Below are 11,053 nucleotides of genomic sequence, written 5' to 3' on the forward strand. Positions count from 1 at the left end.
CACTCCGCTCTTCGCGCAAGCGCTCATCGGCCGGCCGATCGGTACTCGACGTCACCATCGGTCAAACGCAGGTAGGCATCCTCAAGCGAGGCCTGTCGGGTGCTGAGCTCGTGCAGGGTGATCGCATTGCGGGCGGCCAGTTCACCGATCACCTCGATCGCCGCGCCGCGCACCGAAAGGGCCGAACCGTCGGGTTCGGCCTCGACGTCGATACCCGCGCCGACGAGCAACTCCGACATGGTCTCCAGTTGGGGACTGCGCAGACGGACCGCGTCGGCGCCGGACCTGCCGACGAACTCGCTGACCGTCGTCGAGGCGATGAGCCTGCCCCGGCCGATCACCACCAGTCGGTCGGCGGTATTGGACATCTCGGCAAGCAGATGGCTCGACACCAGGACGGTGCGACCCTCCCCCGCGAGCGCGCGCATCAGCGTGCGCACCCAGCGGATGCCCTCGGGGTCCAGCCCGTTGACCGGCTCGTCGAACAGCAACACCGGCGGATCGCCGAGCAGTGCCGCAGCGATCCCCAGCCGCTGACTCATGCCGAGCGACAGGGTGCCCGCGTACTTGTCGGCGACCGCCGTGAGTCCGACGATGTCGAGCACCTCGTCGACCCTGGTGAACGGGATCTTGGCGGTGGCCGCGAGCCAGCGCAGATGATTGCGCGCCGTCCGGTTGGGGTGCACCTGTTTGGCATCGAGCAGCGCGCCGACCGTGCGCAGCGGGTCGGGCAACTGGCGATAGGTTCGGCCGTCGATCGTCGCGGTACCGGATGTGGGGTGATCCAGCCCGAGGATCATCCGCATCGTCGTGGTCTTGCCCGCCCCGTTGGGGCCGAGGAAGCCGGTGACGACGCCCGCCTCGATCGAGCAGGTGAGATCGTCGACGGCGCGGGTTCGGCCGACGCCCCGCCCGAAGACCTTCGTCAGTCCGCGTAATTCGATCACCTGGACCATGCTCTCAGCTCAACTGGCGCACGATCAGATCGGCGACCGCCCGCATCCCCGTCGCATTGGGGTGCAGCGGCATCACCCGCCCGGGCAGCGGTAGCCCGAACTGCGACATCCATGGGTTCTCGGACCAGGGGTGATGTCCACGACTGGCCGCGCTCGCACGGACCAGTTCGCAGCCGGTGCCCGTCGCCGCTTCCTCCGTCAGCCGCTCCAGCGTGTCGGCGATCCGACGCGCCGTCTCCAGGTGCTCCTCGGAGAACGGCGGAGCGGGTGTGCCCGGTGGCGGCAGCAGCGTCAAGTAGTCGACGAAGAGCACCCTGGCCGACGGCGCCCGGTTCGTCACTTCGCGGCCCACCGACCTGAGCGACTCACCGACCTTGGCCAGGGCCGCATCCCGCGCGTCGACGTCGAGTTGCTGGCGAAGCATCCCGCCGAGGACGGGCACCGATCGCGTCCATCGCGGCAGGCCCGCTGCGAAGAGCATCGAAAAATAGCCGGCGTCGTTCCCGCCGATGGTCACCGTCACCAGGCTCTCGTCGCCATTCAACGCGGCGAGCTGGGGCGGTGCCCCGCGTTGTCGTTCGGTCAGGATGTTGGCGGTCGTGGCACCGGAGAACGTCACGTCGACGAGGTCGTGGGACAGCTGGGCGGCGACGAGGTGTGGGTAGTTGACGGCTGACCGTCCGGCGCCTGCCGGTGCGTCCGCCGCCTTGGGCTTGATTCCCGGGCCTGCCGCCATCGACGAGCCGAGCGCGACGTACCTCCCGGTCACGTGCTCGGGCTCGAGGCCTGTGCCCAGAACCGCTTCGGTATCCGGCCGGCCTGGCGGGCCAGCCTGCCAGCCGTCACCGCGGCTGCCATCGCGGCGGCCATCAGGGGCGGATCTGCGGCCCTCGTCACGGCCGTCGCCAGCAGCACCGCGTCGCACCCGAGTTCCATCGCCTGCGCGGCGTCACTCGCGGTGCCGATCCCCGCGTCGAGAACGACCGGCACGCCGGCCCGTTCGACGATCATTTCGATGTTGTGTGGATTGGCGATGCCGAGACCGGTTCCGATCGGCGAGCCCAGCGGCATCACCGCGGCGCACCCGATGTCCTCAAGGCGCCGCGCCAGTACCGGGTCGTCGTTGGTGTAGGCCATCACGACGAACCCGTCGTCAACCAGTTGTTCTGCCGCCCTGACCAATTCGATGCCGTCGGGCAGCAGCGTGCGCTCGTCGGCGATGACCTCGAGTTTGACCCAATCCGTCTTGAGCGCCTCACGGGCCAACTGAGCGGTCAGCACCGCTTCGGCCGCACCGCGGCAGCCCGCGGTGTTGGGCAACGGTGTGATGCCCAACCGGTTCAGCAAATCGAGCACGCCGGTGCCGCCGTCCGCGTCGACCCTCCGCATCGCGACGGTGGTCAGCTCGGTTCCCGAGGCGACGAGCGCTTCCTCGAGCACCGCGAGGTTGGCCGCCCCGCCCGTGCCGAGGATCAGCCGCGACCCGAAGCTTCGGCCCGCGATGGTCAACTTCGAGTCAGCCACCCTGCACCGCCGTCACGACTTCCACCTTTGCCCCGTCGGAGAGCGCATGGTGCCACTCCGAGCGCGGGATGACCGCCCAGTCGACCGCGACGGCGATGCCCTTGTCGGGAATGCCCAATTTCTCCAACAGGTCGGCGACGGTTGTCCTGTCGTCGATCTCGACGGATTCGTCGTTGACTATCACCTTCACGCCGGCACCCCCACCTTCAGCTCGGCCGCGATCGTGGCAGCGGTCCACGGCGCCAACAGGAAACCCGACCGGCCATGGCCCGCGGCAACGAGCGTGCGGTCGTCCAGCCTTCCGACGATGGGCACGTTGTCGGGGGTCATCGGGCGCAGCCCCGCCGCACATTCGGCAAGCTCGTAGGAACCCAGCGCCGGCATCACCTCGCAGGCGTCGTCGAGCAATTCCCGGACTCCGGCGACGGCGGGTGCGGTATCCCTGCCGTGCTCGTACTGCGTCGCCCCAACCACCACACCGTCGGCACGTGGCACCAGATACACCTGCCTACCGTGCACCCTGGCCCGAATCACCCTCTGCGGCAGCGGCATACATCCGCGTCGCCAACGTAGCCGGAGCACCTCGCCCTTGACGGGGCGGATCGGCAAGCCGGGCCACAGCGATGGCGCGTCGATGCCGTTGGCGATCACGACGACGTCGGCGTCGCGAGCCTCGTCCAGTGACCGGACCGGCAGCGCCCACGTGACACCGAGAGTCTCGCACTGCGCCGCGAGCGCCGCGACCAGCGCCCGATTGTCAACGGCCAGTTCGGTTTCAGCTCGGAAGCCGTGCCGGATGCCCTGCGCCAGCAACGGCTCGAGGTCGCGCGCCGTCCTAGTCATCGTCACCGGATGCCCCTGGGCGGCCAGCCATTCCCCCGTCGTGGCCAGGTCCGCCGCGTCGGCACGGTCGACGGCGACCACCAACGACTCGCGGGCGGTCACCACCTCAGGGGGCACCCCATCCAGAAAGTCCGTGTGCCACATCTGCAACGAGGCCAGCCCGATCTGCAGCAGCTGCTCCTCGCCTGGCCAGCCCTCGCTGTGGGGAGCCAACATGCCGCCCGCTACCCAGGAGGCGCCGTGCGCGTCGGTCCGGTGCACGCGCACGGTCCAGCCGTCGAGCGCCGCGCGGCGCGCCACGGACAGCCCGATGACACCGCCACCGATGACGGCCAGCGATCGTCCGATCTGGTGCGTACGCAATACCTTTCCTTCCTACGCCGGCATGACCCGGATCAGGTGTGACGGTAAGGGTGTCATCGCACCCACTCTCAGCCCCCGGTCCCGGGACTCCCGTGTCGCGTGTTCGAGGGTACTCGCCGGTCGCTAACCTTCGCGGCATGGTTGAACCCCTGGGTGACCCTCGTCAGCGCCTCGCGGCGGCCCGGCTCTACTTGTGCACCGACGCCAGGCGGGAGCGTGGTGACCTGGCCGAATTTGCCGACGCGGCGCTGGCCGGAGGGGTCGACATCATTCAGCTCCGCGACAAGGGGTCCGCAGGTGAGAAGCAGTTCGGCGCGTTGGAGGCCCGAGGTGAGCTGGCCGCGCTCGAGGTGCTCGCCGACGCGGCGCGAAGGCATGGCGCCCTCTTCGCCGTCAACGACAGGGCCGACATCGCGAGGGCTGCCGGTGCCGACGTCCTTCACCTCGGCCAGGACGACCTGCCGCTGAAGGTCGCGCGCGACGTCATCGGAGCGGGCCCGCTGATCGGGCGGTCCACGCACGACGCCGACCAGGTCCGCGCGGCCGCAGCCGAGGACGTCGACTACTTCTGCGTCGGCCCATGCTGGCCAACCCCGACCAAGCCGGGGCGCACCGCACCCGGGCTCGACCTGGTCCGCACGGCCGCCACGCTAGACACCGCGACGCCGTGGTTCGCGATCGGCGGCATCGACCTCGATCGTCTTCCCGAGGTGCTGGAGGCGGGCGCCCGTCGAATCGTGGTGGTGCGGGCCATCACCGCGGCCGAGGACCCCGCCGCCGCGGCTCGAGAGTTGAAATCGCGGCTTACGTCTCGCGAATGACCTGGAACGGCAGCGCCGCCGACTCCGTGCGCAACAGCTCCCAACTGGCGGCGAAGCCGGGGTGCAGCGGCATGTCGGCGACCTCGTCCACCGGCACCCAGCGCAGTTCGGAGCTCTCGCGATTGGGCACGGTGTGCAGGGGCTCCGGCGCGTCGGCGATCACCGTCGTGTAGGTCCACCGCCCGCCCTTCGCTTCGGCGGTCACCACCGTTGCCCGCACCACCAGCTGGTCGGCAGTCAGGCCGGCCTCCTCGTGCGCTTCGCGGACGGCGGCGTCCTCGACGCTCTCGTGACTGTCGCGGGCTCCGCCGGGCAGGCTCCACGTATCGCCCTGATGGCTCCATGGCGCCCGATGCTGGAGGAGCACCGCGGCGCTTCCGTCGGGTCGCGGCGCGCGCAACAACAGGCCCGCTGCGCCGTGCAGCCCCCAGAAGGGCACGCCGTCCTCCGACAACACCCAACCGTCTCCGTCGCCACGCACGGGTTCAGGATAGGGCCGATCTACATGCGTCCCCCGATTGTCCCGCGCGTCCCGCCCCCTTCTCTTAGAATTCCTTTACAGTTGAGGAGTCGGGAAAGAAGCACCGAAAGCAGAGGTCCGCGCACAGGTGACTGTGGAGTTGGCGCACCCTTCTACCGAGCCCCTCGCGTCGCGCTCACAGACCAGACCAGCGCATCCGCGGTGGTGGTTCCTCTGGACGACGCCCGGCCGCATCCTCACGATCGGCTTCGTCCTGGCCGCCCTGGTGATCGCATGCGCCTTCGCGACGTCGACGACCATCAACGACCGGCAGCAGGCACTGTCCAACGTGCTCGACCACACCGAGCCCCTCTCGTTCGCGGCGGGTCAGCTCTACACGACCCTCTCGGTCGCCGACGCCGCTGCCGCCACGGCCTTCATCTCGGGGGCCGAGCCGCGAGCCGTCCGGCAGCGCTACGAACAGGCCATCACCGACGCATCCGTCGCGGTGACACGCGCCTCGAGCGGTCTCACCGACGACGAGATGGTCCGGCTGCTCGGCAGGGTCAACGCGCAACTCGCCGTCTACACGGGTCTGGTCGAGACCGCGCGCACCAACAACCGGGCCGGGAACCCCGTCGGCTCGTCGTACCTGTCCGAGGCGTCGTCGCTGATGCAGACGCAAATCCTCCCCGACGCGCAACGGTTGTACGGAACGACGAGCGAGCAGGTCGACACCGAAACGACCACGTCGACCAGGATCCCGGCCCCCGTCATCCTGGTGGTGCTGGCGACACTGATGTTCGGGGCCTTCGCGAACCGGTGGCTGTCCCGACGCACCCGCCGCCGCGTCAACATCGGCTTCGTCGCCGGCGGTCTCGCGGTCCTCATCATGATCGTGTGGGTCGGCACGGCGCTGACGATCTCGACCGCCGACAGTCGCAGCGCCAAGAGCACGGCCGCCGAATCCCTCAAGACCGTCACCACCATGGCGATCACCGCTCAGCAGGCACGGGCGGACGAGACGCTGTCGCTGATCCGTCGCGGTGACGAAGGCGTCCGCAAGCAGTCGTACTACCAGCGCATCGACACCATGCAGCAGCAGCTCGCCGACTACCTGGGTCGCGACGACGCGATCGACAAGGCCGATCTTGCCGACGCCGAACAACTGCTGCGGCGTTGGCGGGCCGCCGACGACCGGATCAACGCCTACATCGCGGTCGGCAACTACCAGGCCGCCACCCAGGTGGCTCTCGGCACCGGCGAGGACGACTCGACCCCCGCGTTCGACAAGCTCGATGCCGCGCTGTCGAAGGGCATCGGGGAGAGCCGTCAACAGCTGCGCAACGACATCGTCAACGCGCGGCGGGTGCTGTCCGGCGCGACGGTCGGCGCGGCGGTGCTCAGCGTCATCGCGGCGATCGCGGTGGCGCTCGGGCTCTGGCCAAGGTTGAGTGAGTATCGATGAGCGCTTGCGCGAAGGGCATGAAACGGATGGTGGCCGCACTCGCGGCGGTGCTGACCATTGCCGGTTGCAGCCAGACCGCGCCTGCGGTCGACGTGCCAAGCGTGACGCTCGCACCGCCGACGCCCGCGGGGATGACGGAAGTCGCGCCGGAAGCCGTGCAACTGCCAGACACCGACACCGACGACTGCACGGCGAGCCTGCGCCCCTTCCCCACCAAGGCCGAGGCCGAGGCCGCCGTCAGCAACATCCGCAACCGCGGCAGGCTCATCGTCGGCCTCGACATCGGCAGCAACCTGTTCAGCTTCCGCGACCCGATCACCGGTGAGATCACCGGTTTCGACGTCGACATCGCAGGTGAGGTCGCCCGCGACATCTTCGGCACGCCATCGCAGGTCGAGTACCGCATCCTCTCGTCGGCCGATCGCACCGCTGCCCTGGAGAACAATCAGGTCGACATCGTCGTCAAGACGATGAGCATCACCTGCGAGCGCAAGGAGTTGGTGAACTTCTCCACCGAGTACCTGGCGGCCACCCAGCGGATCCTGGCGCCACGGGACTCGGCGATCACGAATGCCTCCGACCTCGCGGGCAAGCGGGTGTGCGCGGTCACGGGGACGACGTCGCTCGAGCGCATCCAGCAGATCAGCCCGCCGCCCGTCATCGTCGAGGTCGTGACGTGGGCCGACTGCCTGGTCGCGCTGCAGCAGCGTCAGGTCGACGCCGTCAGCACCGACGACTCGATACTCGCCGGACTGGTCTCGCAGGACCCGTATCTGCACATCGTCGGGCCGTCGATGGCCAAGGAGCCGTACGGCATCGGGATCAACAAGGAGAACACCGGCCTCGTGCGGTTCGTGAACGGAACACTCGAACGGGTCCGCCGCGACGGCACGTGGAACACGTTGTACCGCAAGTGGTTGACCGTCCTAGGCCCTGCACCCGCGCCACCAGTGCCGAAGTACGAGGACTGATGACCGCCGACGAGAAGCCAGAACCCGCCGAGGGCACGGCGTTGGACGCCGCTGACGACGAGGAGGCCTACCCGGGCACCCAGCCCGCGGAGGCCATGACCTACGACTCGCTGGCGACCCTGCGGCCGATGGCGACGCAGGCCGTATTCCGGCCGAACTTCGATGACTCCGAAGGCTTCTCGGTCAGCAGCGTCGAGACCGAACCCCACGATCTGACGACGATGCTGACCCGGCAGTGGTCGCCGATCCGACGGCTCGGCGGCGGTCTCGTGGAGGTGCCCCGGGTGCCGGAGCGGGACCCGCTGGAAGCGCTGATGACCGACCCGGTCGTGGCCGAGGCCAAGCGGTTCTGCTGGAACTGCGGCAGGCCGGTCGGCCGGTCGACCTCAGACGGCGAAGCGCTGTCCGAGGGTTGGTGCCCGCACTGCGGTAGCTCGTATTCCTTTCTCCCGCAGCTGAGTCCGGGCGACATGGTGGTCGACCAGTACGAGATCAAGGGCTGCATCGCGCACGGTGGGCTCGGCTGGATCTACCTGGCATTCGATCAGAACGTCAACGATCGGCCCGTGGTTCTCAAGGGGTTGGTGCATTCGGGTGACGCCGAGGCGCAGTCGATAGCGATGGCCGAACGCCAGTTCCTGGCCGAGGTCACCCATCCGGGGATCGTGAAGATCTTCAACTTCGTCGAGCATGCCGACAAGAACGGCGATCCCGTCGGCTACATCGTCATGGAGTACGTCGGCGGAACCTCGCTCAAACAGGCGAAGGGCCACAAGCTGCCGGTCGCACAGGCGATCGCGTACATGCTCGAAATCCTGCCCGCACTTGGCTATCTGCATTCTGTCGGGCTGGTGTACAACGACCTGAAGCCCGAGAACATCATGGTCACCGAGGAACAGCTCAAGCTGATCGACCTTGGCGCGGTATCTCGGTTGAACTCCTACGGATTCCTCTACGGCACACCGGGTTACCAGGCTCCCGAGATCGTCAAGACTGGGCCGACGATGGCCACCGACATCTACACCGTCGGCCGCACGCTGGCTGCGTTGACGCTTGACCTGCACACCCATCACGGTCGTTACGATGACGGCTTGCCCGAGGACGATCCCGTTCTGCATCAATATGATTCGTTCGGCCGACTGTTGCGCCGTGCCATCGACCCGGACCCCCGCAGGCGGTTCGCCAGCGCCGAGGAGATGTCGGGTCAGCTCGTCGGTGTGCTGCGTGAGGTCGTCGCTCAGGATTCCGGGATGCCGCGGCCGGGCCTGTCCACCGTCTTCAGCCCGTCGCGTTCGACGTTCGGCGTCGACCTCCTCGTCGCGCATACCGACGTCTACCTCGACGGTCAGGTGCACTCCGAGAAGCTGACCGCCCAGGAGATCGTCAGGGCACTTCAGGTTCCCCTCGTCGACCCGGCGGACGTCGGCGCCGCGGTGCTGTCGGCGAACGTGCTCAGTCAGCCCGTCCAGACGCTCGACTCACTGCGCGCCGCGCGCTACGGATCGTTGGACTCCGACAGCGACGACCTGTCGCAGTCCGTGGAATTGCCACTGATGGAGGTGCGGGCGCTGCTGGACCTCGGCGACGTGGCCAAGGCCAACCGCAAACTCGACGACCTGTATGAGCGGGTGGGTTGGCGTTGGCGTCTGGTGTGGTTCCGCGCCGTGGCCGAATTGCTTTCTGCCGACTATGAATCCGCCACCAAGCACTTCACCCAGGTGCTGGACACGCTGCCCGGCGAACTGGCTCCGAAGCTGGCGCTGGCCGCGACCGCGGAACTGTCCGGTTCGCTCGATGCGCACAGCTTCTACAAGACGGTCTGGAACACCGACAACGGCGTCATTTCGGCGGGCTTCGGCCTGGCCCGCGCACAATCGGCCGACGCCGACCGCGATGAGGCCGTCACGACGCTCGATCAGGTCCCGCCCACCTCGAGGCACTTCACCACGGCACGGCTCACCAGCGCTGTCACCCTGCTGTCCGGGCGGTCGGGCAGCGAGATCTCCGAACAACAGATCCGCGACGCCGCCCGACGGGTCGAGGTGTTGCCCGACACCGAGCCTCGGGTGCTGCAGATCCGGGCGCTCGTGCTGGGGACTGCGATGGACTGGTTGGCCGACAACACCGCGAGTACGAATCACATCCTTGGCTTCCCCTTCACGGAGCACGGTCTGCGACTCGGTGTCGAGTCGTCGCTGCGGGGGCTGTCACGCGTCGCACCGACGCAGGAACACCGTTATGCGCTGGTCGATCTGGCCAACAGCGTGCGACCCATGAGCACGTTCTAGCGCCTGCCGAAGCGCTCCCCCAGTTGCGGATCGGCTTCCCACCACAGTGCGGACTGGGGCGCGTCGGCCTCGTCTTCGAGTTCGGCGTCAACTTCTTTGGCCCGTACCTTCTCGTGCCTGGACAGTCCCCGCATGAGGACGGCCAGGAACGGGACACCGAGCACGTCGCCGACGATCCACAGGATGCCTGCCCCAACGGACTGGTCGGTCCGCAGGCTGGGACCCCAGTTCCGGTGCAGTGCAGCGTAATAGCCGTAGGCGATCACCGGTCCCAGCCACAGCACCAAGCCGAGCAGCCCGTCGCCGAGCGACTCCACCACGCTGATGCCGATGGACAGCAGCGGCGAGTACCGGCGCGGAACGGGGTCACCCTGGAGCCTGGCGTAGAAGTAGCCAAATCCAATGATAGGTAGCAATATTCGAGTCGCCGAGCCCACCACGCCGGCCATCGACGCTACGTACCACGGCGTCAGATAGAGCAGCCACGGGACGCCAAGCATCGCCGCGGACGTGCACAGCGGGGAGGCCACGACCCGACAGACCCTTGAGGCCACTACCCGATCCATCGTCGCCCGACCCGATTCGGAGAGCACGGCCCGCACGGCGCTTATCGGTCGGCCGAGGGCGAGCAGGAAGGGCACGACGAACAGCAGCACCAACACCTGCAGCGCCCGCATCCAGAACAGCACGGGTGCATACACCGCGATCACGCTGGTGACGGAGACCGTCCACGTGACCAGGCCCGCAGCGAAGCAGTAGACGGGGGCGCCCGCGGCCGGGCGGCACCGGAAGTACCCCACCCCAACGGCCGCGATGAGCAGGAGGGCGACGTCGACACGCCACGAGCCCGCGGCAACCGCGAACGACAACGGCGTCTCGGCGGGCGGCATGCGCTGAAGCTACGACCGCAACCTGGGAATTCACCGGGAGGGTGCAATTAGCATGTGACACCGACATTTTCGGGGTGTGAAGGCGTGGTTGTGCACAGTCTGCGTTTCATCCACAACCTGGCTCTTTGGGGTTGTTCCGTGTCGGTGTTAGCACATATGTTCGAATCATGTTCGATCACCTGGTGGCCACCACCACCGGCACCCACGGGGCCGGGGCAGTCGACGCCTGGACCCGCGTCGAATCCGCGGCGTGCGCCCGCCGGTTGGCGGCGATGGTCACCCTGCTCGACGACGCGTATGCCGCCACCGGATCCGCTGATCGGGATCAGTGGTGCCTGGACAACTGGGCCGCGGTCTGCGCCCACATCGGCGCCACCGCACGGATTACTTCCGGCACCGCCTCCAGCCTCTTACTGATCGGGACCGCTTTGCGCGACCGGCTGCCGAAGGTCGCCGCGCTGTTCGCCGA

Annotated in this window: 12 protein-coding genes; 5 read left to right on the forward strand and 7 right to left on the reverse strand. The window is 68.1% G+C overall.

The genetic code is table 11. From position 1 onward, the window contains the following. Positions 1-23 precede the first annotated feature (23 nt). Genes QOD90_RS03570 through thiO form a run of 5 tightly spaced genes read right to left on the reverse strand, consistent with a single transcriptional unit; the run spans position 24 to position 3,686 of the window. Positions 24-947 (reverse strand): ATP-binding cassette domain-containing protein, encoded by a 924-nt coding sequence (locus tag QOD90_RS03570; protein ID WP_526346760.1) that lies wholly within the window; start codon positions 945-947, stop codon positions 24-26. Between the two features lie 13 nt (positions 948-960). After that, positions 961-1,725: an SGNH/GDSL hydrolase family protein gene (locus tag QOD90_RS03575; RefSeq protein WP_526346736.1), complete on the reverse strand. Its 765-nt coding sequence runs from the start codon at positions 1,723-1,725 to the stop codon at positions 961-963. Beyond that, on the reverse strand, positions 1,722-2,480 hold the full coding sequence (locus QOD90_RS03580) for a thiazole synthase (protein WP_526346738.1): 759 nt from the start codon (positions 2,478-2,480) through the stop codon (positions 1,722-1,724). Before QOD90_RS03580 ends, QOD90_RS03575 begins: the two co-directional genes overlap by 4 nt. After that, positions 2,473-2,670: a sulfur carrier protein ThiS gene (thiS, locus tag QOD90_RS03585; RefSeq protein WP_526346740.1), complete on the reverse strand. Its 198-nt coding sequence runs from the start codon at positions 2,668-2,670 to the stop codon at positions 2,473-2,475. The genes QOD90_RS03580 and thiS overlap by 8 nt, the downstream gene beginning before the upstream one ends. After that, a complete protein-coding gene (gene thiO / locus QOD90_RS03590) occupies positions 2,667-3,686 on the reverse strand; it encodes a glycine oxidase ThiO (RefSeq protein ID WP_526346742.1) in 1,020 nt (339 codons plus the stop codon). Before thiO ends, thiS begins: the two co-directional genes overlap by 4 nt. A gap of 137 nt (positions 3,687-3,823) precedes the next feature. Here thiO and thiE point away from each other — a divergent pair, with 137 nt between their 5' ends. Continuing rightward, complete coding sequence (gene thiE, locus QOD90_RS03595; protein WP_526346744.1) at positions 3,824-4,507, forward strand: thiamine phosphate synthase; 684 nt, start codon at positions 3,824-3,826, stop codon at positions 4,505-4,507. Here thiE and QOD90_RS03600 read toward each other — a convergent pair. Then, on the reverse strand, positions 4,491-4,988 hold the full coding sequence (locus QOD90_RS03600) for an NUDIX hydrolase (RefSeq protein ID WP_526346746.1): 498 nt from the start codon (positions 4,986-4,988) through the stop codon (positions 4,491-4,493). The two genes, thiE and QOD90_RS03600, sit on opposite strands and share 17 nt — an antisense overlap. Before the next feature lie 127 nt (positions 4,989-5,115). Here QOD90_RS03600 and glnX point away from each other — a divergent pair, with 127 nt between their 5' ends. Genes glnX through QOD90_RS03615 form a run of 3 tightly spaced genes read left to right on the forward strand, consistent with a single transcriptional unit; the run spans position 5,116 to position 9,694 of the window. Then, complete coding sequence (glnX, locus tag QOD90_RS03605; RefSeq protein ID WP_526346748.1) at positions 5,116-6,435, forward strand: protein kinase G-activating protein GlnX; 1,320 nt, start codon at positions 5,116-5,118, stop codon at positions 6,433-6,435. Beyond that, the gene (locus QOD90_RS03610) at positions 6,432-7,406 is read left to right on the forward strand and encodes a glutamate ABC transporter substrate-binding protein (RefSeq protein ID WP_526346750.1); all 975 of its coding nucleotides are present in this window, start codon (positions 6,432-6,434) and stop codon (positions 7,404-7,406) included. Before glnX ends, QOD90_RS03610 begins: the two co-directional genes overlap by 4 nt. Beyond that, positions 7,406-9,694, forward strand: a complete 2,289-nt coding sequence (locus tag QOD90_RS03615; RefSeq protein WP_526346752.1) for a tetratricopeptide repeat protein — start codon at positions 7,406-7,408, stop codon at positions 9,692-9,694. The genes QOD90_RS03610 and QOD90_RS03615 overlap by 1 nt, the downstream gene beginning before the upstream one ends. Here the strand turns inward: QOD90_RS03615 and QOD90_RS03620 are convergent. Further along, positions 9,691-10,584, reverse strand: coding sequence for a cytochrome c oxidase assembly protein (locus QOD90_RS03620; RefSeq protein WP_526346754.1), 894 nt, complete (start codon positions 10,582-10,584; stop codon positions 9,691-9,693). The two genes, QOD90_RS03615 and QOD90_RS03620, sit on opposite strands and share 4 nt — an antisense overlap. A gap of 167 nt (positions 10,585-10,751) precedes the next feature. Here QOD90_RS03620 and QOD90_RS03625 point away from each other — a divergent pair. After that, positions 10,752-11,053 (forward strand): DUF222 domain-containing protein (locus QOD90_RS03625; RefSeq protein ID WP_526346756.1); only part of this gene is annotated, 302 nt, incomplete at its 3' end.

The organism is Mycobacterium sp., from assembly GCF_032161845.1.
Lineage (GTDB): Bacteria > Actinomycetota > Actinomycetes > Mycobacteriales > Mycobacteriaceae > Mycobacterium.

What these genes read in the sequence shown, in the direction of transcription:
- thiE (WP_526346744.1), top strand. Translation starts at nt 3,824, where the DNA reads ATGGTTGAACCCCTGGGTGACCCTCGTCAGCGCCTCGCGGCGGCCCGG.
- QOD90_RS03610 (WP_526346750.1), top strand. Translation starts at nt 6,432, where the DNA reads ATGAGCGCTTGCGCGAAGGGCATGAAACGGATGGTGGCCGCACTCGCG.
- QOD90_RS03615 (WP_526346752.1), top strand. Translation starts at nt 7,406, where the DNA reads ATGACCGCCGACGAGAAGCCAGAACCCGCCGAGGGCACGGCGTTGGAC.
- QOD90_RS03620 (WP_526346754.1), bottom strand. Translation starts at nt 10,584, where the DNA reads ATGCCGCCCGCCGAGACGCCGTTGTCGTTCGCGGTTGCCGCGGGCTCG.